Source organism: Paraburkholderia sp. 32 (assembly GCF_050435345.1).
In the GTDB taxonomy this organism is placed as follows: domain Bacteria; phylum Pseudomonadota; class Gammaproteobacteria; order Burkholderiales; family Burkholderiaceae; genus Paraburkholderia; species Paraburkholderia tuberum.
Genome location: NZ_JBNDKD010000003.1, coordinates 1,990,571 through 2,011,773 on the forward strand (window position 1 = coordinate 1,990,571; position 21,203 = coordinate 2,011,773).

19 protein-coding genes are annotated in these 21,203 nt (G+C 65.1%); 11 read left to right on the forward strand and 8 right to left on the reverse strand.

The window, feature by feature from the left end; translation table 11 throughout:
• Window positions 1-7 precede the first annotated feature (7 nt).
• The 3 genes from trpC (at window position 8) to OKW26_RS31925 (ending at window position 2,383) form a co-directional block, all read left to right on the forward strand.
• Window positions 8-793 (forward strand): indole-3-glycerol phosphate synthase TrpC, encoded by a 786-nt coding sequence (gene trpC, locus OKW26_RS31915; RefSeq protein WP_429356209.1) that lies wholly within the window; start codon window positions 8-10, stop codon window positions 791-793.
• 62 nt (window positions 794-855) lie between these two features.
• Window positions 856-1,482, forward strand: a complete 627-nt coding sequence (locus OKW26_RS31920) for a CYTH domain-containing protein (RefSeq protein WP_090802018.1) — start codon at window positions 856-858, stop codon at window positions 1,480-1,482.
• 85 nt (window positions 1,483-1,567) lie between these two features.
• Complete coding sequence (locus OKW26_RS31925; protein WP_429356210.1) at window positions 1,568-2,383, forward strand: uracil-DNA glycosylase; 816 nt, start codon at window positions 1,568-1,570, stop codon at window positions 2,381-2,383.
• Between the two features lie 126 nt (window positions 2,384-2,509).
• Here OKW26_RS31925 and OKW26_RS31930 read toward each other — a convergent pair whose 3' ends face one another.
• From OKW26_RS31930 to OKW26_RS31950, 5 genes are all read right to left on the reverse strand, one after another.
• Window positions 2,510-3,106 carry an FMN-dependent NADH-azoreductase gene (locus tag OKW26_RS31930; RefSeq protein ID WP_429356211.1) on the reverse strand — a complete coding sequence of 199 codons (597 nt, stop codon included), beginning with the start codon at window positions 3,104-3,106 and terminating at the stop codon, window positions 2,510-2,512.
• A 191-nt stretch (window positions 3,107-3,297) separates the two neighbouring features.
• Complete coding sequence (locus OKW26_RS31935; RefSeq protein ID WP_429356212.1) at window positions 3,298-5,088, reverse strand: M61 family metallopeptidase; 1,791 nt, start codon at window positions 5,086-5,088, stop codon at window positions 3,298-3,300.
• Between the two features lie 145 nt (window positions 5,089-5,233).
• The gene (locus OKW26_RS31940) at window positions 5,234-5,959 is read right to left on the reverse strand and encodes a DsbC family protein (RefSeq protein ID WP_090802025.1); all 726 of its coding nucleotides are present in this window, start codon (window positions 5,957-5,959) and stop codon (window positions 5,234-5,236) included.
• A gap of 205 nt (window positions 5,960-6,164) precedes the next feature.
• Window positions 6,165-7,337: a UbiH/UbiF family hydroxylase gene (locus OKW26_RS31945; RefSeq protein ID WP_429356213.1), complete on the reverse strand. Its 1,173-nt coding sequence runs from the start codon at window positions 7,335-7,337 to the stop codon at window positions 6,165-6,167.
• Window positions 7,338-7,573: 236 nt separating this feature from the next.
• Complete coding sequence (locus OKW26_RS31950; protein WP_260321397.1) at window positions 7,574-7,942, reverse strand: hypothetical protein; 369 nt, start codon at window positions 7,940-7,942, stop codon at window positions 7,574-7,576.
• Window positions 7,943-8,210: 268 nt separating this feature from the next.
• Here OKW26_RS31950 and ychF point away from each other — a divergent pair, with 268 nt between their 5' ends.
• The 7 genes from ychF (at window position 8,211) to OKW26_RS31985 (ending at window position 17,464) form a co-directional block, all read left to right on the forward strand.
• Window positions 8,211-9,305 carry a redox-regulated ATPase YchF gene (ychF, locus tag OKW26_RS31955; RefSeq protein ID WP_429356214.1) on the forward strand — a complete coding sequence of 365 codons (1,095 nt, stop codon included), beginning with the start codon at window positions 8,211-8,213 and terminating at the stop codon, window positions 9,303-9,305.
• A gap of 720 nt (window positions 9,306-10,025) precedes the next feature.
• The gene (gene ugpB / locus OKW26_RS31960; protein WP_429356215.1) at window positions 10,026-11,351 is read left to right on the forward strand and encodes a sn-glycerol-3-phosphate ABC transporter substrate-binding protein UgpB; all 1,326 of its coding nucleotides are present in this window, start codon (window positions 10,026-10,028) and stop codon (window positions 11,349-11,351) included.
• A 72-nt stretch (window positions 11,352-11,423) separates the two neighbouring features.
• On the forward strand, window positions 11,424-12,308 hold the full coding sequence (ugpA, locus tag OKW26_RS31965; RefSeq protein WP_429356216.1) for a sn-glycerol-3-phosphate ABC transporter permease UgpA: 885 nt from the start codon (window positions 11,424-11,426) through the stop codon (window positions 12,306-12,308).
• Entirely contained in the window at window positions 12,305-13,150 is an 846-nt protein-coding gene (gene ugpE, locus OKW26_RS31970) for a sn-glycerol-3-phosphate ABC transporter permease UgpE (protein ID WP_429356217.1), read from the forward strand. The genes ugpA and ugpE overlap by 4 nt, the downstream gene beginning before the upstream one ends.
• A gap of 50 nt (window positions 13,151-13,200) precedes the next feature.
• Window positions 13,201-14,289 carry a sn-glycerol-3-phosphate import ATP-binding protein UgpC gene (locus OKW26_RS31975; RefSeq protein WP_429356218.1) on the forward strand — a complete coding sequence of 363 codons (1,089 nt, stop codon included), beginning with the start codon at window positions 13,201-13,203 and terminating at the stop codon, window positions 14,287-14,289.
• A gap of 229 nt (window positions 14,290-14,518) precedes the next feature.
• On the forward strand, window positions 14,519-16,183 hold the full coding sequence (gene ettA, locus OKW26_RS31980; RefSeq protein WP_429357146.1) for an energy-dependent translational throttle protein EttA: 1,665 nt from the start codon (window positions 14,519-14,521) through the stop codon (window positions 16,181-16,183).
• Window positions 16,184-16,339: 156 nt separating this feature from the next.
• On the forward strand, window positions 16,340-17,464 hold the full coding sequence (locus OKW26_RS31985) for a DUF748 domain-containing protein (protein ID WP_429356219.1): 1,125 nt from the start codon (window positions 16,340-16,342) through the stop codon (window positions 17,462-17,464).
• Window positions 17,465-17,478: 14 nt separating this feature from the next.
• Here the strand turns inward: OKW26_RS31985 and OKW26_RS31990 are convergent, their stop codons facing one another.
• The 3 genes from OKW26_RS31990 to OKW26_RS32000 are packed head-to-tail and all read right to left on the reverse strand — an operon-like array spanning window position 17,479 to window position 20,247.
• Entirely contained in the window at window positions 17,479-18,102 is a 624-nt protein-coding gene (locus tag OKW26_RS31990) for an HAD family hydrolase (protein WP_429356220.1), read from the reverse strand.
• 33 nt (window positions 18,103-18,135) lie between these two features.
• On the reverse strand, window positions 18,136-19,950 hold the full coding sequence (locus tag OKW26_RS31995; RefSeq protein ID WP_429356221.1) for an aminopeptidase P family protein: 1,815 nt from the start codon (window positions 19,948-19,950) through the stop codon (window positions 18,136-18,138).
• Between the two features lie 18 nt (window positions 19,951-19,968).
• Entirely contained in the window at window positions 19,969-20,247 is a 279-nt protein-coding gene (locus OKW26_RS32000; protein WP_184009140.1) for a hypothetical protein, read from the reverse strand.
• A gap of 229 nt (window positions 20,248-20,476) precedes the next feature.
• Here OKW26_RS32000 and OKW26_RS32005 point away from each other — a divergent pair, with 229 nt between their 5' ends.
• A complete protein-coding gene (locus OKW26_RS32005; RefSeq protein WP_429356222.1) occupies window positions 20,477-21,172 on the forward strand; it encodes a response regulator transcription factor in 696 nt (231 codons plus the stop codon).
• The last annotated feature ends 31 nt before the right edge of the window (window positions 21,173-21,203 follow it).

A 21,203-nucleotide genomic window follows, 5' to 3' on the forward strand; every position in this document is an offset into this window, starting at 1 on the left:
GACATTTATGAGCGACATCCTCGACCGCATCATCGCGGTCAAACGCGAAGAAGTCCGGGCGGCCGAGCAAAGCGTGCCGCTCGAAGAACTGCGGCTCGAAGCGTCGTCGCGCGATCTCCGCGACTTCGTCGGCGCATTGCGCGCCAAGCACACGGCGGGTCTCGCCGCGGTGATCTCCGAAGTGAAGAAGGCGAGCCCGTCGAAGGGCGTGCTGCGCGAGCGCTTCGTGCCGGCCGACATCGCGCGTTCGTATGAGAAGCACGGCGCGGCGTGTCTGTCCGTGCTGACCGACGTGCAGTTCTTCCAGGGCAGCGTCGCCTATCTGCAGCAAGCGCGCGCCGCGTGCCAGTTGCCGGTGATACGCAAGGACTTCATCGTCGATCCGTATCAGGTTGTCGAAGCACGCGCGATGGGGGCCGACGCGATCCTGCTGATCGCCGCCGCGCTCGAAACCGCCGAGATGCAGGACCTCGAAGCGCTCGCGCATTCGCTGGGGCTCGCGGTGCTCGTCGAAGTGCACGACAGCGATGAACTCAAGGAAGCGCTGACGCTGAAGACGCCACTGATCGGCATCAACAACCGCAATCTGCGCACCTTCGAAACCTCGCTCGACACGACGCTCGGCATGCTCGACGCGATTCCCGACGATCGCATCGTCGTGACCGAATCGGGCATCCTGTCGCGCGACGACGTCGAGCGCATGCGCGCGCGGAATGTGCATACCTTCCTCGTCGGCGAAGCGTTCATGCGCGCGGACGAGCCGGGCGTGGAACTCGCGCGGATGTTTTTCTGAGCGTCGTATCGACGTATCCGCGTATCGGGCGCAGAGAAATCCACGCAACGAGGACACCCAGCATGGGCATGGAACGCGAAATCAAGCTGGCGCTGCCGGCTTCGCAGGTGCAGGCGGCGACGCAGTGGTTCGCCGCGCGCGCCGGCAAGAACGGACGCGCGATCAAGCTCGTGAACATTTACTTCGATACGCCGCAGTTGACGCTGGCGTCGTCAAAGAGCGCGCTGCGTCTACGGCAGACCCCGGACGGCTGGCTGCAGACCTTCAAGACGGTCGGCACGGCGACGAACGGCTTGCATAGCCGGCACGAATGGGAATTGCCGGTCGCGGGCGCGAAGCTCGAAATCGAATCGTTGCTGAGCGCTTGCGACGAACCCGCCGCCGCGGATGCACTGAAACAGGCCGCGCCTGCGCTGATCGAGCTGTTCCACACCAATTTCACGCGCACGCTATGGCTGCTCGACTCCGACGGCGCTCAGATCGAGGCGGCGATCGATCAGGGCGACGTGCTTGCCGAAGTCGACGATGAAGCGCGCCGCGCGCCGATCTCGGAGATCGAGCTCGAACTGAAATCGGGCGACGAAGCGGCGCTTCACACGCTCGCCGCCGAACTCGGCAAACGGATTGCCGGCCTCGCGCCGGATGACATCAGCAAGGCGCAGCGCGGGTATCGGTTGCGCGCCAGGTGAGCGCGTTGCCCGAAACCCGCGGCACCTCATGCGCTCGCTTGCCGCAACTTGAGCTAGTCCGCGTTTGCTGCGACACTTCCCCGCCATGACCTCCGCTTCCCGCACCCGCGCCAGTTTGCCGCAGGCATCGCTGTTCGACGATGTCGCGCCCGCCCCGGCCTCCGCCGCCCCCACCGCCGCACCGCCCACGCTCGAAGCACAATTCGCCGCGCTACCAGCGGCCTGGCGCGCGCACCTGAAACCCTTCATCGACAGCGACACCTACGCGCCGCTGTGCCGCTTCGTCGACGGTGAGCGTGCCGCCGGCAAAACGATCTACCCGGCCGACGTGTTCCGCGCGCTCCGCCTGACGAGCCCCGACGAAGTGAAAGTCGTAATCCTCGGCCAGGACCCGTACCACGGCGAAGACCGCGGCACGCCGCAGGCGCACGGTCTCGCGTTTTCGGTCGCGCCGCACGTGCGGCCGCCACCGTCGCTGCGCAACATCTTCAAGGAAATCGCCGCGAGTCTCGGTCACCGGACGCCGCAGCACGGTTGCCTCGACAGCTGGGCCAAACAGGGCGTGCTGCTGCTGAACACGGTGCTGACCGTCGAGCGCGACAGCGCCGCGAGCCACGCGAAACGCGGCTGGGAGAAATGTACCGACACGCTGATCCACGAACTCGCGACGCGGCATCAGAACCTCGTCTTCATGCTGTGGGGCGCGCATGCGCAGGCAAAGCGCGCGCTACTCGGCGGCAAGTCGCACTATGTGCTGGAGGCGCCGCATCCGTCGCCGCTGTCCGCGCATCGCGGCTTTCTCGGTTGCGGGCATTTCGCGAAGGCGAACGAATATCTGTTGCAGCACGGCCGGGAGCCGATCGACTGGCGTCTACCGGACGACGCGCAAATGCTTGCGTGAGAGCGTCGTCGTCAGAAGATTGCGATACACAACGAAAACGCCACGGAGGGTGGACCCATCCGTGGCGTTATTCTTTTCACCGCTCGCGCCGCATCGAAGCTGCGCAATGCGGCAGGACAAACCCGCTTAAACCGCGGCGATCGCTTCGCGTGCCGAGCTCAGCGCGGCGTTCGCGGCGTCCGGGCCCATGTTCAGGCCTTCGGCGTAGATGAAGTTCACGTCGGTCATGCCGAGGAAGCCGAGGAAGCTCTTCAGGTACGGCGTCTGGCTATCGTTCGGCGTGCCGAGATACTTGCCGCCGCGCGCCGACACGACGTGGACCTTCTTGCCCGTCACGAGGCCTTCCGGGCCGGTCGCGGTGTAACGGAACGTGATGCCCGCACGTGCGATGAAGTCGAAGTACGTCTTCAGTTGCGACGAGATGCCGAAGTTGTACATCGGCGCACCGATAACGATGACGTCGGCGGCTTGCAGTTCGGCGATCAGCGCTTCGCTGCGTGCGGCGATGGCGGCCTGTTCCGGGGTGCGCTGGTCGGCCGGCGTGAAGAACGCGCCGAGCACGGCGTCGTCGAGGTGCGGCAGCGGTTCGGCTTGCAGGTTACGGACGACGACTTGCGCGCCCGGATTCGACTGTTGCAGCTTTTCCGTCAGCTCGTTGACGAGAAGCGTCGAGTTCGCGCCTTGCGAACGGGCTGCCGAGTTGATTTGCAGGATCGTGGTCATGGTTGACTCCAGTAGGGGCGCGCAGTGTTGCGCGAGTGAAGTCATTGTGTTTTTTTACCGGCCGGCGAAAAAGCCGTCCGGCGGCGAAGGATTGTTGCATGGGTAGAACAATCAACCGCCCTCCTCCGCCGATTGACGACGGGACAGTCGACGATCGGTGGACCGTCCGGTGCGGCCCACCACCACGCCGATCACTTCGTCAGCCAGCGCTCAAGGGCTTTGCGCGCGGCGGGACGGTGATCGCTGACCGTGAGCTTGTAGCGGGCCACTTCGGGACCGTCGAGCTTCACCTGCGTGACCCGCAGCTCGTCGCGGCGGAACGCGTGCACGTCGACTTTCGCGCCCGGCTGATAGCGCATCAGTAGAGCATCGATATTCCCGCCGGTCACGCGCAGACCATCGATCGCGATCAGCACGTCGCCAGCGGAGAGGCCGGCCTTCTGCGCGGCGCTGCCCTCGTGCACGGTCGCGAGCGCGCAATCCGCGCCGCCGCGTAGCCGCACGCCGAGCGACGGCTTGCCGTTTTTGTCGACGTCCGGCGCGAGCGCCACGCCGAACGGCGCGAGCAGCGCGTCGAGCGGCAGATCGCGCGTGCCGCGCACGCCCTCGGCGAACAGTTCGGCCAGTTGCGCGCCGCTCGCTTCCGCGAAAATCGCCTCGATCTCGCTTTCGTCGACGCCGACCGGCTTGCCTCGATAAAAGTCACGGCCAAAGCGCTTCCACAGCAGACGCATCACGTCGTCGAGCGATTTCTGGTTGCCGGTCTGCGCGCGGATCGTCAGGTCGAAGGCGAGCGCGATCAGCGAGCCCTTCGTGTAATAGCTGACGATCGCATTCGGCGCGTTCTCGTCCTGCCGGTAGTACTTGACCCACGCATCGAACGAGCTTTCGGCGACGCTCTGCTTGAGGCGCCCGCTGCCGCGCTGCACCCCGCCGATCACCTTGCCGAGCAGGCCGAAATAGTCGTCCTGCGAGATCACCCCGCTGCGTACGAGAATCAGGTCGTCGTAATACGACGTGAAGCCCTCGAACAGCCACAGCATCGACGTGTAGTTTTCGACGCCGAGGTCATACGGCGCGAACACGGCCGGCTTGATCCGCTTCACATTCCACGTGTGGAAATACTCGTGGCTGCACAGACCGAGATAGGTCCGGTAGCCCTCGCTCATCGGCTCGCGGCCCTGCACCGGCAGATCGGTGCGATTGCAGATCAGCGCGGTCGACGCGCGATGCTCGAGCCCGCCGTAACCGTCGGTGACAGCCTGCGTCATGAACACGTAGCGCTCGACCGGCGCCTTCTTCGACTTCGGTTCGAACAAAGCGATCTGCGCTTCGCAGATGCGCTTCAGATCCTTGCACAGACGCTCCATGTCGAGCCCGATCACGCGACCGCCGATCACGACGTCGTGCGGCACGCCGTGCGCCTTGAACGTCGCGAGCGCGAATTCCCCGAGCGTCACAGGATGGTCGATCAGTTCGTCGTAGTTCTGCGCGCGGTATTCGCCGAAGCCATAGCGCTTCGTGCCGCGCGCTTCCGGCAGCGCGGTCGCGACGCGCCAGCCGCGATACGCGGCGCCCTGCGGCTTCTGGATATCGACCACGCACTGCGCGTCCTCATGGCCGAGCGGCGACAGGAACACGCTGGTGCCGTTGAAAAAGCCGATCGTGTCGTCCAGATGCGCGGCGCGCACCGACAGGTCCCATGCGTACACCTCGTAGCGCAGCGTCAAGGCTCCCTTGACCGGCGCGGCCTGCCACGTGTGCTTGTCGATCTTCTCGACGCGCACCTTGCGGCCCGCGTCGTTCACCGCGCGCAGCGTGACGATGTTGCGCGCGAACTCGCGCACCATGTAGCTGCCCGGAATCCACACCGGCAGCATGAAACGCTGGCCGGCCGGATCGGGATCGGCGACGGTCACGGTGACTTCGAACAGGTGGGCGGCGGGGTTACCCGGAACGATGGTGTAGCGGATCGGCTTCATCGGCGGCGCTTGGGAGTGTCAGGAGAGTGAGGCGGAGAAGTTCGGGGCTCGATGCGAAAGGAGGCGCTGCGTGCGCCTCCTTCAGTTTGAACGTTGCATCTGTTGCGCGCCCGGGGCGGGCGTGGCGCTGTGGCCAGCGCGCTGTTCAGTGCACGGCCGACAGTTCCTTGTCGAGCCGATCTGCCGGCACCGCGCCGGGCAGGCGGCGACCGTCGGCGAGAAACACGGTCGGCGTGCCTTCGACGTTCATCGAACGGCCGAGCGCGAGGTTCTTGTCGATCGCGGCGGTGTCGCAGGTGGCGGCGGCGGTCGGCGCCTGACGGTCCTGCATCCACGATTCCCACGCCTTCGCGCGATCGGCCGAGCACCAGATCGACTTCGACTTGGCCGTCGAATCGGGCGACAGCACCGGGTACAGGAACGTGTAGACCGTCACGTTGTCGATCGACAGCAGCGTTTTTTCGAGCTGCTTGCAGTACGGGCAGTTCGGATCGGAGAACACCGCGATCTTGCGCGCGCCGTTGCCGCGCACGACCTTCACCGCGTTGCCGAACGGCAGGCTCGCGAAGTCGATGCGGTTGGTTTCCGACAGGCGTGCCTCGGTCAGATTCTTGCGCGTCTTCGAGTCGACCATATCGCCGAGCATCAGGTAGTCGCCGCTCGCATCGCTGTAGACGATCTGCGTGCCGAGATTCACTTCGTACAGGCCCGCGATCGGCGTCTTCGACACGCTTTTGATCGTCACGTCGGAAAGACGGGTTTGCAAGGTGGCCTTGAGCTTGTCGGTGGTCTGGTCGGCCTGCGCCGAGCAGCCGAGCATAGCGGCACCGATCGCGAGCGCGGCGGCGGCGATGCGGAAGGTCTTTTTCATGCTGGAGTCCTGGAGTCAGTCGCGCACCTGCGCGTTTTTTACGTTCCGGCCGCGAGTTTCGGCCGCCTATCTGTTCAATCAGGCTCGATCAGGTTCGATCGGGGGTCGGATAAGGGGCGGATCGCAGCGCTTCGATCCGGTCATGATACCTGTCCCGGGCGCCGGTGACCGGCCATCGGCTATCCGCCCGACGCCTCGTCGCGGTTTACCCCAGCGCGGCCGACACGAGCCAGCGCTTGATGAATGGCTGCGCGCCGACGAACGCCATGCCGGTATTGCGCACGGCGCGCGCGAGCGGACCGGGCACCGAGAACAGTTTCTGCAGACCGTCGGTGGCGATCATCAGCGCGCGAATGTCTTCGCGGCGCGCGCGTTCGTAGCGACGCAGCAGCACCATGTCGCCGAGATCGCGGAACGACTCCTTGCCGCCGATCGTGCTCGCGAGCGCGGCGACGTCGCGCAAGCCGAGGTTCATGCCCTGTCCTGCCAACGGATGGATCAGATGTGCGGCATCGCCGACCAGCGCGACCCGCGGGGCGACGAGCCGGTCCACGGTCTGCAACGCGAGCGGGAAGCCCTGCGCGGGCGTCACGCAGTCGAGCGCACCGAACTGTTCACCGCTCACGTGCTCGACTTCGGCGGCGAGCCGCTCGGGATCGAGCGCGAGCAACTGCTCGGCGTGTTCGGTGCGCGCCGACCAGACCAGCGACACGTGGCCGTCCGGCATCGGCAGCAACGCGATGATCTCGCCCTCGCGGAACCACTGATACGCGGTTTCGCCGTGCGGCTTCGCAGCCTTGAAATTGGCGACCACACCGATCTGTCTGTAGTCGCGGCGCACCATCTTCGAGCCGATCTGCGCGCGCACCCACGAGTGCGCGCCGTCCGCGCCGACTACCAGATCCGCTTCGAGCACGCTGCCGTTCGCGAGGCCGACGCTCGCGTTGTCGACGGAGAAATCGAGCGCCTGCGCGCGCGCGTCGAACCACGTGAGGTTCGGCTGGAAGCGCAGCGCGGCATCGAGCGCGCGCTCGATCACCGACGACTCGACGATCCACGCAAGCTGCGGCACCGATGCCTGAAACGCCGAGAAATGCAGCTCGGCGTGCGCGTCGCCATAGACGCGCATGTCGTAGACGGGACCGAGCCGTGTGTGATCGAGCGCCTGCCAGACCCGCAGCCGTTCGAACAAGGCCTGCGAACTCGACGACAACGCATAGACGCGCGAGTCGAAGACAGCACCGGCGGGCAGCGCCGCGCAAGGCTGCGCGAGCAGTGCGACGCGCAGTCCGGCTTGCGTGAGCGCGAGCGCCGCGGTCTTGCCGACGAGCCCGCCGCCGATCACGGCGGCATCAAAGGTCTGGTGGTGTGCGTTCATGCGCGCATTATAGCCGCGGGGGGTGCGGGGGACGGATCGACGGGCGCGGCCGTTGGGCGCTGTGCGCGGGGCCTCGCGGGCTCGTGCCGGACATGGTGTCTGGGGGCAGAGCCTGAGGTTGTCGGCGGGACTGTGCGAGTCTGACGCCGACCGCTCGCGTAACCCGCACTTCATGCGTTGGCGGCCACGCGCATTTGAGTCCCGGGCCGCTGGCCGCGCGGCCTCGATGCGTCGTGCTAATGCGTCGCGGCGCTTGCCGCGAGCGCCGCGTTCGCCTCGCGCATGCGCATGAAGTCGCGATTGGACGAGAGGTTGCGCCACGCGGCCGCCTCGAGCTCCGCCTTGCGATCGCGCTGATCGCTGCGTACCGCGCAGTCGGGGAACACGCGGTCGAACACGCGCCATAGCGAGTCGTAGTCGTTCTTATCGGCGAACCGCGCGATGTCGGCGTGATCTTCGTGCGACAGGTGGGTCGTCAAACAATCGATGGTCTGCCGGTCCGTGGTGGCCTGCGCTTCGTCGAAATTCGGCGCGACCCATGTCGCGACCGAGCCCACCACGACCGCGGCGACGACGCCGATCCCAACCCATCTGATGAGTCCCACGCTGCTCCCCCGGAAATTGAGCTCTGCCGACTCTGAACTGACGATTCTACAGTGGCTTCGCGCCAATGCGCCGGCGGGTCCGCGCGGGCGAACGGGTTACAATTGCGCTTTCCGTGAAAACTCGCACTCAATCGTCGAGCCAACGCCCCGATTCGGTGTCTTGTCCGCTCCGCTGAGCCTGCCGCGCCCCACCTTACGCGAAGGCTTTCCGAATCCGCGCGCAGCGTCGAGCGCATCACGCAACCTACTGATTCACTGAAGGATTTCCATGAGCCTCAAATGCGGCATCGTCGGCCTGCCCAACGTCGGCAAGTCCACCCTGTTCAACGCGCTGACCAAGGCGGGAATCGCCGCCGAAAACTATCCGTTCTGCACGATCGAGCCGAACGTCGGCATCGTCGAGGTGCCGGACGCGCGGCTGAACGCGCTCGCCGAAATCGTCAAGCCGGAGCGCATCCTGCCGGCCGTGGTCGAGTTCGTCGACATCGCCGGTCTGGTGGCCGGCGCAAGCAAGGGCGAGGGCCTCGGCAACCAGTTCCTCGCGAACATCCGCGAAACCGACGCGATCACGCACGTCGTACGCTGCTTCGAAGACGACAACGTGATTCACGTCGCGAACAAGATCGATCCGCTGTCGGACATCGAGGTGATCAACACCGAGCTCGCGCTTGCCGACCTCGCCACCGTCGAGAAGGCGCTCGCGCGCTATTCCAAGGCGGCCAAGTCGGGTAACGACAAGGAAGCCGCGAAGAACGCGGCGGTGCTGGAGAAGGTCCGCGCGCAGCTCGACCAGGCGAAGCCGGTCCGCGCGCTCGATCTGACCGATGAAGAAAAGGCTACCCTCAAGCCGTTCTGCCTGATCACCGCCAAGCCCACGATGTACGTCGCCAACGTGAAGGAAAACGGCTTCGAGAACAACCCGCACCTCGACGCGATCACGAAGTTCGCGGCTGCTGAAGGCGCGCCGGTCGTGGCCGTGTGCGCGGCGGTCGAAGCGGAAATCGCCGACCTCGACGAAGCCGACATGGAAGTCTTCCTCGCCGACATGGGCATGCATGAGCCGGGCTTGAGCCGCGTGATCCGCGCAGGCTTCAAGCTGCTCGGCCTGCAGACCTACTTCACGGCCGGCGTGAAGGAAGTGCGCGCGTGGACGATCCACGTCGGCGATACGGCGCCGAAGGCAGCCGGCGCGATCCACACCGACTTCGAGCGCGGCTTCATTCGCGCGCAGACGATCAGCTTCGACGACTACATCACCTACAAAGGTGAACAAGGCGCGAAGGAAGCCGGCAAGATGCGCGCGGAAGGCAAGGAGTACGTCGTGCATGATGGCGACGTGATGAACTTTTTGTTCAACGTGTAAGCGCGAAGCAGCGCAAACTGCGCTGCGCGCTTAAGGCCCGCGAACCCTCAGGGGTTGCGGGCTTTTTTGTTTGCGCGCTACGACCCCCGCAACGCGTCGAGACAACGGGCCTTGATGTGCGGATTTGCAGTCATGACCGCCGAAACACTGTGCAACGCTTTGGCCTTGTAGTTTTTCGGCGCATCGTCAATAAACGGAATGCCGCACACACGCGATACCGCGAGAATGTGACTGTCGCCTTCGACAGGGTCTACGACCTTCAGCACAGCTGCGGGATTTCTCGGCAACGCATAGGCAAGAGCGATTCCCAAACCTTCCGCGTTCGCGCCGTCGGCCCCTATGGCCAGGCTACCCGGATGACTCTAGCTGTCGCCATGCATGAAGAAGGCGTCCCTGCCGAAAGTGTGCGTTCCCGGATTAGGCGTCAATGGCATGCCGAAAGCTCCGACATGATGGGAATGCCTTGGCGACCCAATCGTGTACGAACCTTCAGGTATCGGCCCGACCGATCGGACGTGTTGCATGAGGCGATTGCTTTTGCCCGCGCCGTGGCCCGAGTTGCATCACCCGTGATCTTCCCGAATAGATTCCCGTTTATTTCCTTTCCGTGACAGCCAATGCTAAATTTCGGCTTCCGGCGCGCCGCCGCCGGAATGTCATCGAACACAACTAGAATCGCGCGATTCGCGTCCGCGCCCCTTCCGAACCGGAGACAAATCGATGAATTACAAGCCGCTGTTCCGTTCACTTTCCGTCGCCGCTGTATTGAGCATCGGCGTCAGCCAGGCGGCTCACGCCGCGACCGAAATCCAGTTCTGGCACGCCATGGAAGCCGCACTGGGTGAACGTCTGAACGACATCGCGAACGACTTCAACAAATCGCAAAACGACTACAAGATCGTGCCCGTGTTCAAGGGCACCTACGACCAGACCCTCGCCGCCGGCATCGCCGCCTATCGCAGCGGCAATGCGCCGGCCATCCTGCAGGTCTACGAGGTCGGCACCGCGACGATGATGCAGGCGAAGAAAGCCATCGTCCCGGTCACGCAGGTATTCAAGGATGCGGGCCTGCCGCTCGATCAGAAAGCCTTCGTGCCGACCATCGCGAGCTATTACAGCGACTCGAAAACCGGCGAACTGATCTCGATGCCGTTCAACAGCTCGACGCCGGTGCTGTACTACAACAAGGATGCGTTCAAGAAGGCTGGCCTCGATCCCAACCAGCCGCCGAAGACCTGGGTCGAGTTGCACGCCGATGCGCAGAAGCTGAAGGCCTCGGGCATGTCATGCGGCTACTCGTCGGGCTGGCAAAGCTGGATTCAGCTCGAGAACTACAGCGCGTGGCATGCGGCGCCGTTCGCGTCGCGTAACAACGGCTTCGACGGCATGGACGCGCAGCTCGAATTCAACAAGCCGCTGCAGGTCGCGCACATCCAGTTCCTGCAGCACATGGCGAAGGACGGCACGTTCACCTATGTCGGCCGCAAGGACGAACCGGTGTCGAAGTTCTATAGCGGCGACTGCGGCATCATCACGAACTCGTCAGGCTCGCTCGCGACGATCAAGAAATACGCGAAGTTCAACTTCGGCACCGGCATGATGCCGTACGACGACAGCGTGAAGGGCGCGCCGCAGAACGCGATCATCGGCGGGGCGAGCCTGTGGGTGCTGTCGGGCAAGGACCCGGCCGTCTACAAGGGCGTCGCGAAGTTCCTCGCCTATCTGGCCACGGCGCCAGTCGCCGCGAAGTGGCATCAGGACACCGGCTATCTGCCGATCACGACCGCCGCGTATGACCTGACGCGCCAGCAGGGCTTCTACGACAAGAACCCCGGCAGCGACACCGCGATCCGCCAGATGCTGAACAAGCCGCCGCTGCCGTTCACGAAGGGTCTGCGTCTGGGCAACATGCCGCAGATCCGCACCGTGATCGACGAAGAACTCGAACAGGTGTGGGCGGACAAGAAGACGCCGCAACAGGCGCTCGACTCGTCCGTCGCGCGCGGCGACGACCTGCTGCGCCGCTTCGAAAAGGCCGGTAACTAAGCATCGCCTGCAGGCAGGGTTCCGGCGCTCCCGCGCGGGAACCCGTCGTTGCAGCACACTCTGGACATTCCGATGGAAAAGCGCTCCTACTTCGGCACCAGCGTGCTGCCCTACCTGCTCGTCGCGCCGCAGCTGCTCATCACGCTCGTGTTCTTCCTGTGGCCGGCGGGCGTCGCGCTCTGGCAATCGACGCAAACCCAGGACGCGTTCGGTACGTCGAGCGCGTTCGTCGGACTCGCGAACTTCAAACAGCTGTTCGCCGACCCGCTGTATCTGGCGTCGTTCAACACGACGATCGTGTTCTGCACGCTCGTCACCGTGTCGGGCCTCGTGATCTCGCTGTTGCTCGCGGTCTGCGCGGATCGCGTGACGCGCGGCGCGAAGGCCTATCAAACGCTGCTGATCTGGCCGTACGCGGTCGCGCCCGCGATCGCCGCGGTGCTGTGGTCGTTCCTGTTCAACCCGAGCATCGGCCTCGTCACGTATGCGCTCGCGAAACACGGCATCGTATGGAATCACGCGCTGAACCCCGGTCAGGCGATGTTCCTCGTCGTGCTCGCGTCGGTCTGGCAGCAGATCAGCTATAACTTCCTGTTCTTCTATGCGGGCCTGCAGGCGATTCCGCGCTCGCTGATCGAAGCGGCCGCGATCGACGGCGCCGGTCCGGTGCGCCGCTTCTTCGGCATCGCCCTGCCGCTGCTGTCGCCGACCACGTTCTTTCTGCTGGTGATCAACATCACCTACGCGTTCTTCGACACCTTTCCCGTGATCGACGCGGCGACCGGCGGCGGCCCCGGCCAGGCCACCCGCACGCTGATCTACAAGATTTTCGCCGAAGGCTTCCAGGGGCTCGACATCGGCAGTTCGGGCGCGCAGTCGGTCGTGCTGATGATCATCGTCGTGGCACTGACCGTCGTGCAATTCCGCTTCATCGAACGCAGGGTTCAATACTCATGATCGAGAACCGACGCGGTTTCGACCTGTTCTGTCACGCGGTGCTGATCATCGGCGTCGTGCTGGTGGTGTTTCCGGTGTACGTCGCGTTCTGCGCGGCGACGATGAGCGAGCACGAGGTGTTCACGGTGCCGCTGTCGCTCGTGCCGAGCACGCATCTGTTCGAGAACATCGTCACGATCTGGACGCAGGGCACCGGCAACGCCGCGGCGCCGTTCAATCGCATGCTGGTCAACAGCCTCGTGATGGCGCTCGTCATCGCGATCGGCAAGATCGCCGTGTCGATGATCTCCGCATACGCGATCGTCTACTTCCGCTTTCCGTTTCGCACGCTCGCGTTCTGGCTGATCTTCATCACGCTGATGCTGCCGGTCGAAGTGCGGATTTTCCCGACCGTGCAGGTGGTGTCGTCGATGCATCTGAGCAATACGTACACCGGTTTGACGCTGCCGCTGATCGCGTCGGCGACCGCGACGTTCCTGTTCCGCCAGTTCTTCAAGACGCTGCCGGACGAGCTGATGGAAGCCGCGCGCATCGACGGCGCGGGCGCGCTGCGCTTCTTCTGGGACGTCGTGCTGCCGCTGTCGCGGACCACGATGGCGGCGCTCTTCGTGATCACGTTCATCTACGGCTGGAACCAGTATCTGTGGCCGATCCTGATCACCAGCCAGCAGTCGCTGATCACCGCGGTGATCGGCATCAAGGGAATGATCGCCTCGGGCGATACCGCGACCGAATGGCATCTGGTGATGACGGCCACGCTGCTCGCGATGCTGCCGCCGCTCGTCGTCGTGCTGACGATGCAGCGCTGGTTCGTGCGCGGCCTCGTGGATTCGGAAAAATGATCCGGTATGGCGGACAGCGACAAGCACTCAAAATCAAAGGCTAGAACGGCATGGCTGCACTGACTCTGCAAAGCGTTAAGAAAACCTACGACGGCAAACAGTTCGTGTTGCACGGCATCGACGTCGACGTCGCCGACGGCGAATTCGTCGTCATGGTCGGGCCGTCCGGCTGCGGCAAATCGACCTTGCTGCGAATGGTCGCCGGGCTCGAGCGCATCTCCGACGGCAGCATTTCGATCGCCGGCAAGGTCGTCAACGAGCTTGAGCCGAAGGATCGCAACATCGCGATGGTGTTCCAGAACTACGCGCTGTATCCGCATATGAGCGTGGCCGAGAACATGGGTTACGCGCTGAAGATCGCGGGCGTCGATCGTGCGCAGATCGCGAAACGCGTCGAAGCCGCCGCGCAGATTCTCGAGCTCGGCGCGCTGCTGCAGCGCAAGCCGCGCGAGTTGTCGGGCGGGCAGCGGCAGCGCGTCGCGATGGGCCGCGCGATCGTGCGCGAGCCGGCGGTGTTTCTGTTCGACGAGCCGCTGTCGAATCTCGACGCGCGTTTGCGCGTGCAGATGCGCCTCGAAATCCAGCGCCTGCATGCGCGCCTCAAGACCACGAGTCTGTACGTCACGCACGATCAGATCGAAGCGATGACGCTGGCGCAGCGCGTGATCGTGATGAACCAGGGCCACGCCGAGCAGATCGGCGCGCCGACCGAAGTCTACGAGCGGCCGGCCACGGTGTTCGTCGCGAGCTTCATCGGCTCGCCGGGGATGAACCTGCTCGAAGGCCGTGTCGCGGACGACGGCTCGACCTTCGACGTCGCCGGCAACGGCCCGAAGCTGGCGCTCGCGGGCGTGCCGTCGATCGGCCGCGAAGTCGCGACAGGCCGCGAGTGGACGCTCGGCATTCGCCCCGAGCATCTGAGCCCGGGCACGGCCAACGCACCGTTCGCGACACTGAGCGTCGATTCTTGCGAAATTCTCGGCGCGGACAATCTCGCGCACGGCCGCTGGGGCAAGCACGATGTGACCGCGCGGCTGCCTCACGCGCATCGTCCCGCGGCCGGCGAGGCGCTGCAGGTCGTGCTGCCCGCGCAGCATCTGCACTTCTTCGATCCGGCGACTGGACGGCGCGCGAACTGAGACGCCCGCGGCGCGCCGCGACGGCGGCCCGCCGCCGGCCCCCCTGCCGCCCGGCCCTCGCCGCGAAGTACAATGCCACCTGAACCACATGCCGCGCGCGGCAGCGTCGTCGAATCCGACGCCGCGCCGGCCGGCGCCGGGTGTTCCGCCCGGCCCTCACACCGATTATCCATTCACCCCGACTGCCCGCCCGCACGCGGCCGGCGTCGTCAACGTCTACTGCAAGCTAATGGCCCAATACGTTTTCACCATGAACCGGGTCGGCAAAATCGTGCCGCCCAAGCGCCAGATCCTGAAAGACATTTCGCTATCGTTCTTCCCCGGCGCGAAGATCGGCCTGCTCGGCCTGAACGGCTCGGGCAAGTCGACCCTGATCCGCATCATGGCCGGTGTGGACACGGAGATCGAAGGCGAAGCGACACCGATGCCGAACCTGAACATCGGCTATCTGCCGCAGGAGCCGCAACTCGATCCGCAGAAAACCGTGCGTGAAGCGGTCGAGGAAGGCCTCGGCGACGTGTTCAAAGCGCAGAAGAAGCTCGACGAAGTCTACGCGGCCTACGCGGAGCCGGACGCCGACTTCGACGCGCTGGCCGCCGAGCAGGCGAAGTACGAAGCGATCCTCGCAACGACCGACGGCAGCGCCGAGCAGCAGATCGAAATCGCCGCCGACGCACTGCGCCTGCCGGCATGGGACGCGAAGATCGAGCATCTGTCGGGCGGCGAAAAGCGCCGCGTCGCGCTGTGCAAGCTGCTGCTGCAAAAGCCCGACATGCTGCTGCTCGACGAGCCGACCAACCACCTCGACGCGGAATCGGTCGAATGGCTCGAGCAGTTCCTGACGCGCTTCCCGGGCACCGTGGTCGCCGTCACGCACGATCGCTACTTCCTCGACAACGCCGCCGAGTGGATTCTCGAACTCGACCGCGGCCACGGCATTCCGTGGAAGGGCAACTACAGCAGCTGGCTCGATCAGAAGGAAGAGCGTCTGAAGCAGGAAGAAGCGTCGGAGTCCGCGCGCCAGAAGGCGATCAAGAAGGAACTCGAGTGGGTGCGCCAGAACCCGAAGGGCCGCCAGGCGAAGTCGAAGGCGCGTATCGCGCGCTTCGAGGAACTGAACAGCCAGGACTACCAGAAGCGCAACGAAACGCAGGAAATCTTCATTCCGGTCGGCGACCGCCTCGGCAATGAAGTGATCGAGTTCAAGAACGTCAGCAAGTCGTACGGCGACCGGCTGCTGCTCGATAACGTCAGCTTCAAGATCCCGGCCGGCGCGATCGTCGGCATCATCGGTCCGAACGGCGCCGGCAAATCGACGCTGTTCCGTATGCTGACCGGCCGCGAGCAACCCGATTCGGGCGAAATCGTGCAGGGTCCGACCGTCAAGCTCGCGTACGTGGACCAGAGCCGCGAAGCGCTCGCAGGCACCAAGACCGTGTTCGAGGAAATCTCGGGCGGCGCGGACGTGCTGACGGTCGGCAGGTACGAAACACCATCGCGCGCGTATATCGGCCGCTTCAATTTCAAGGGCGGCGACCAGCAGAAGATCGTCGGCAATCTGTCCGGCGGCGAGCGCGGTCGTCTGCATCTGGCGAAGACGCTGATCGCGGGCGGCAATGTACTGCTGCTCGACGAACCGTCGAACGACCTCGACGTCGAAACGCTGCGCGCGCTCGAAGACGCGCTGCTCGAATTCGCGGGCTCGGTGCTCGTGATTTCGCACGATCGCTGGTTCCTCGATCGCATCGCGACGCATATCCTCGCGTTCGAAGGCGACTCGCAAGTCACGTTCTTCGACGGCAACTACCAGGAATACGAAGCGGACAAGCGCGCGCGTCTCGGCGAGGAAGGCGCGCGGCCGAAGCGCCTGCGCTACAAGCCGATCTCGCGTTAGGAAGCGGGCGGACGACGGCCCGTCTGGCGCGATGCCGGACGGGCCGCGGGGCATGCGCGTTGCTAACCGTCGCTAGATGGAGGCGCGCGTGAAAGTCTCGCGCACGCGCCAGACGGTCAACACAGCGCCGCGCGACGCGGCAACGAGGAGACAGGCATGGCGATGTCGAAGGGCAGGCGCTGGATCGTCATCGTGGGCGGAACGCTTTTGGCGTTGGTTCTGATCGCGATCGGCGCGATGCAATTCGCGCAACAGGAAGTCAAGAATCGCGTCAGCGCGGCGCTCGGGCCGCTCGGCAGCGCCGACAGTATCGACGTCGGCCTCACCTCGGTACACCTCACCCACGTCGTGCTAAAAGCGCCGCCTGACTGGCCAGCGGGTGAACCGCTACGCGCCGACGAAATCACGATCACCCCGGACGTGCGCGATCTGATCGCGCGGCGCATGCATATCCGCGAGGTCGTCGTGCGCGGCTTTGACATGGCCGTGTTACGCACGAAGGACGGCTCGCTGAATCTGCTGCCGAACCTGCGCGAATCGCTGAACCGCGGCGATCAGCCGGGCAACGCCGGCACGGCGCCGCCGATCCCGCGCGAAAAGCTGGTCGACCATATCCGCTTCGAACACGGCAACTTCCATTTCTACGACATGACTGTCGGGCCGCCGCCGTTCAAGGTCACGGTCAGCAACGCGAACGCGAGCGTCGACCATCTGCATCTGCCGGCGCTTACCGAACCGACCCATGTCAGCGTTCGCGGCTCGATGAAGGGGCCGGCGCATACGGGCACCGTGACGTTCGACGGCTGGATCAAAATCGCCAGCCGCGATTCGCAGACGACGAGCACGCTGCACGGTGTCGATATTGCGATGCTCGATCCGTATCTGCTGAAGAAGGCCGGCACGCGCGCACAGGTGACGGGCGGCACCGTCGATCTGACGATCGAATCGACGGTGCGGAACTATCATCTCCATGCGCCCGGCACGGTGACAGTCCACAACCTGCAGCTCGCCGAATCCGACAATCCGCTCGAGACGTTCATGTCGATTCCGACCCGCGCCGCCGTCGCGGCACTGAAGACGCATAACGGCAATATCACGCTGCATTTCGTGCTCGACGGCGATCTGCGCGATCCGAAGTTCTCGGTGCGCGAAGGGATCCTCACGCGCATCGGCGCGGGGTTTGCGCAGGCGCTCGGGGTCAGCGTCGAAGGCGTCGCGAAGGGTGCGGGCGAGACCGTCAAGGGTCTCGGCAATGCGCTGAAGAATCTGCTGGGGCAGTAGCGGCGGCGGTCAGCTCAAACCGGCAAGCCCAACTCGCGCAGCTTGGCTTCCGTTTGCGCGGCGCTCGTGTGATGCACGCCGTGCCAGCCGAGCGCCTTCGCGGCTTCGGCGTTCTTCGCGTTGTCGTCGATGAAGACGAGTTCGGCCGGCTCGACACCGGGCATTTGCAGTTCGATGCGCCGGCGCATCTCCGCGAAGATCGCCGGGTCGGGCTTCACGAGTTTCACGCGCCCCGACACGACGACGTCGCGAAACCGCCGCAGCACCGGATAGTGCTCCCACGCGTACGGAAACGTCTCGGCCGACCAGTTGGTCAGCCCGAAGAGCGGCACCTCGGCCGCTTCGAGCTTTTCCATCAGCGCGATGCCGTCGTCGAGCACACCCGCCACCATCTGGTGCCAGCGCTCATAGAACGCGCGGATCAGCGGTTCGTGATCGGGAAACCGCGCGATCAGCTCGTCGGTGGCTTCGACGATCGGCTGACCGCCATCCTGGCGGATCACCCAGTCCATCGAGCAGACGTGCGTGAGGAACCAGCGGCGCTCGACTTCGTCGGGAATCAGCTCGCGGTACAGGTACTCGGGACTCCAGTCGATCAGCACACCGCCGAAATCGAACACCACTGCCTTGATCGCCATGCACCACGCTCCTTTGGAAGGTCGTCGCTATGCTCAGATGGGTTGCGTGCGCAGTTCCAGCCACGCTTTCGCGTCGCCCGATACATGCGGCGCGAGGCGCGCGCGCACCGTCTCGTGATACGCGTTGAGCCACGCGCGCTCGTCGTCGCGCAGCAGCGACAGCTCGATGCAGCGCGCGTCGATCGGGCACAGCGTCAGCGTTTCGAACTTCAGGAAGTCGCCGAATTCGGTTTTTTCCGCGGCCACGTTCAGCACGAGGTTTTCGATTCGCACGCCCCACTTGCCCGACCGATACAGACCCGGCTCGTTCGACGTGATCATGCCCTCCTCCATCGCGGTCCACGGTTCGGCCGGTGCGTAGTGCGAGATCACCTGCGGGCCTTCGTGCACGTTCAGGAAGTAGCCGACCCCGTGACCGGTGCCGTGGCCATAGTCGGCGCCGGCCTGCCAGATCGGCGCGCGCGCGATCGCGTCGAGCATCGGCGAGCGGATGCCGCGCGGGAATTGCGCGCGTGACAGCGCGATCATGCCCTTCAGCACGACGGTGAAATCGCGGCGCTGTTCGCTGCTCGGCGTGCCGACCGGGACGACGCGTGTGATGTCGGTCGTGCCGCTCAGATACTGGCCACCCGAATCGATCAGCAGCAGGCCATTGCCTTCGATCACCGCATGCGACTCCTCGGTCGCGCGATAGTGCGGCATCGCGCCGTTCGCATTGAAGCCCGCGATCGTCGCGAAGCTCAGCGACACGAAGCCGGGACGGCGCGCGCGAGCTGCCGTCAGACGCTCGTCGATCGTCAGCTCGGTGATGCGCTCGCGGCCCAGCGCGCTTTCGAACCACGCGAAGAATTCGGCGAGCGCGGCGCCGTCCTGCTCCATCGTCTCACGCACGTGCGCGGCATCGGCGGCGGTCTTGCACGACTTCAGGAAAGTGGACGGATTGACCGCCTCGACCACCCTGACCGACGGCGGCACCGCCTGCAGCGAGCCGTACGTGATGCGGCGCGGATCGATCAGCAGTGTGCTGCCGGCTGGCAGCACAGCAAGCGCGGCGGCGGTTTTCGCGTACGGCTCGACGCTGACGCCGTCGCGCGCGAGCACTTCGGCGAGCGCCGGCGACACCTTGCCGTCGGCGATAAATAGCGACACCCGATCCACGCCGATCAGCGCGTGCGCGACGAACACCGGGTTGTAGCTGACGTCGGCGCCGCGCAGATTCAGCAGCCAGGCGAGGTCGTCGAGCGTCGAGATGAAGTGCCACTGCGCGCCTTTCTCGACCATCGCGCGACGCACCTGCGCAAGCTTGTCCGCACGTGTGACGCCCGCTTGCGGCGCGGCGTGCTCGAAGACGGCGTCGGCGGGCAGCGCCGGGCGCTGCGCCCAGATCGCGTCGAACAGGTCGAGGTCGGTGCGCAATTGCACGCCGCGCGCGTTCAGTGCGGCGCTCAACGCGCGTGCGGCCGCGACGCCCAGCACCGCGCCGTCCACACCGACCGTGCCGCCGCTCGCGACGTTCTGCGCGAGCCATTCGAAATGCGGCGTCGTGAGCTGGCCGCCGGTCATCTTCATCAGCTCGACACCGCTGGCGGCGAGCTGCGCACTCGCCTGCTCCCAGTAGCGGCTGTCGGTCCAGACGCCGGCGAAATCGGCGGTGACGATCAGCGTGCCGGCCGAGCCGGTGAAGCCCGACAGCCACTGGCGGCCTTGCCAGCGCCCTGGCAGATACTCGGAAAGATGCGGATCCGCCGACGGCACGAGGTAAGCGGCAATGCCCTCGCGCGCCATCGCGGCGCGCAGGCTCGCGAGGCGCTCGGGAATGGAGGAGGTTTCGGGAAGTCGGGCGTTCATGGAGTTACCTGCAAGGATTCATCGACGGATTGACCGGCGCGTTGATTGACGCGACAAGAGGCCGACCGTCACGGCGACGGCGATGAGCGCGACGGCGGTGCATACCGGCCATTCGAGCATGTCGCCGTCATGGAAGAGACTTGTCACATTGCCGGCCATCCGCGCGACGCTCGTGCCGAGCACACCGGCCAACAGCGCGGCCCACCAGCGGGCGCGGCTCGCGCGGCGCTGCGGATGCAACCACCAGCCCGCGAGGCCGATCACCGCGCCGAGTACGAGAATGCCTGGCCAACCCATCAGGCGTCGACTCCAGACTGGGCGCTCAAACACGGCAAGATCAATTTCGGATTCGTCTCATAGGCGAAAGGAGCCGCCAACGCTAGCATTTTTGCCTCCTCAACTATACAAGTTCAGCACGGCGCTTTCCGCATAGCGGTTGAGTTTAGGGATCGGGGTGTGCTTAGGCAAGTTGTAAGTCTGACGAAAACGCCTCATGCTTCGCCCGTTGCCAGGCTGACGCAGCGCCATGCGCATCGCCCTTATCGAACCCGACGTGCAACACGCCAAACTGGTTGACCGGCTCATTTTCGCCAGCGGCCACGTGTGCCAGCACTTCACCACTAGCGCCACCTTCCTGCAGCGCGCTACCGACGAATTTTTCGACCTGTTGATCACCGAAAGTTGGGCCGGCGACCATTGCGCCGAAGACGTGATCCCGCGCGCGCGCTCCATTCTGCCGGGCCTGCCCATCATGATGCTGCTGAGCGCACCGCGCGAATGCCAGATCGTCGCCGCGCTGCATGCCGGCGCCGACGACTGTCTCAGCAAGCCAGTGCGCGGCCCCGAAATGCTCGCGCGTGTCGAGGCGCTGCAGCGCCGTGCGGGCCTGCGGCGGCCGCCCAACCGTCGACGCGACGTGATCGGCGGCTATACGTTCGACGCGGCGAATTTGGCCGTGACATTCCGCGACCAGACCGTGATCCTGACGCCGAAGGAATTCCGCCTCGCGCTGGTGCTGTTCAACAATCTCGCGCGGCCGGTGTCGCGCGCGCATATTCTCGAAACCGTGTGGGCCCGCCGCCGTGACGTAAATTCGCGCACCATCGACACCCACGCGTCGCGCGTGCGCAGCAAGTTGCAACTGCGCCCGGAGCTTGGCTACACGCTGACGCCGGTCTATGGTTACGGTTACCAGCTCGACGCGATCCCGCCGGAGGCCTGACAGGCGCGAACTGACGCATGCGGGATATATG

Bases quoted from the DNA above. Each gene is read 5' to 3' on its own strand.
- trpC (WP_429356209.1), top strand. From the start codon at position 8: ATGAGCGACATCCTCGACCGCATCATCGCGGTCAAACGCGAAGAAGTC.
- OKW26_RS31920 (WP_090802018.1), top strand. From the start codon at position 856: ATGGGCATGGAACGCGAAATCAAGCTGGCGCTGCCGGCTTCGCAGGTG.
- OKW26_RS31925 (WP_429356210.1), top strand. From the start codon at position 1,568: ATGACCTCCGCTTCCCGCACCCGCGCCAGTTTGCCGCAGGCATCGCTG.
- OKW26_RS31930 (WP_429356211.1), bottom strand. From the start codon at position 3,106: ATGACCACGATCCTGCAAATCAACTCGGCAGCCCGTTCGCAAGGCGCG.
- OKW26_RS31935 (WP_429356212.1), bottom strand. From the start codon at position 5,088: ATGAAGCCGATCCGCTACACCATCGTTCCGGGTAACCCCGCCGCCCAC.
- OKW26_RS31940 (WP_090802025.1), bottom strand. From the start codon at position 5,959: ATGAAAAAGACCTTCCGCATCGCCGCCGCCGCGCTCGCGATCGGTGCC.
- OKW26_RS31945 (WP_429356213.1), bottom strand. From the start codon at position 7,337: ATGAACGCACACCACCAGACCTTTGATGCCGCCGTGATCGGCGGCGGG.
- ychF (WP_429356214.1), top strand. From the start codon at position 8,211: ATGAGCCTCAAATGCGGCATCGTCGGCCTGCCCAACGTCGGCAAGTCC.
- ugpB (WP_429356215.1), top strand. From the start codon at position 10,026: ATGAATTACAAGCCGCTGTTCCGTTCACTTTCCGTCGCCGCTGTATTG.
- ugpA (WP_429356216.1), top strand. From the start codon at position 11,424: ATGGAAAAGCGCTCCTACTTCGGCACCAGCGTGCTGCCCTACCTGCTC.
- ugpE (WP_429356217.1), top strand. From the start codon at position 12,305: ATGATCGAGAACCGACGCGGTTTCGACCTGTTCTGTCACGCGGTGCTG.
- OKW26_RS31975 (WP_429356218.1), top strand. From the start codon at position 13,201: ATGGCTGCACTGACTCTGCAAAGCGTTAAGAAAACCTACGACGGCAAA.
- ettA (WP_429357146.1), top strand. From the start codon at position 14,519: ATGGCCCAATACGTTTTCACCATGAACCGGGTCGGCAAAATCGTGCCG.
- OKW26_RS31985 (WP_429356219.1), top strand. From the start codon at position 16,340: ATGGCGATGTCGAAGGGCAGGCGCTGGATCGTCATCGTGGGCGGAACG.
- OKW26_RS31990 (WP_429356220.1), bottom strand. From the start codon at position 18,102: ATGGCGATCAAGGCAGTGGTGTTCGATTTCGGCGGTGTGCTGATCGAC.
- OKW26_RS31995 (WP_429356221.1), bottom strand. From the start codon at position 19,950: ATGAACGCCCGACTTCCCGAAACCTCCTCCATTCCCGAGCGCCTCGCG.
- OKW26_RS32000 (WP_184009140.1), bottom strand. From the start codon at position 20,247: ATGGGTTGGCCAGGCATTCTCGTACTCGGCGCGGTGATCGGCCTCGCG.
- OKW26_RS32005 (WP_429356222.1), top strand. From the start codon at position 20,477: ATGCGCATCGCCCTTATCGAACCCGACGTGCAACACGCCAAACTGGTT.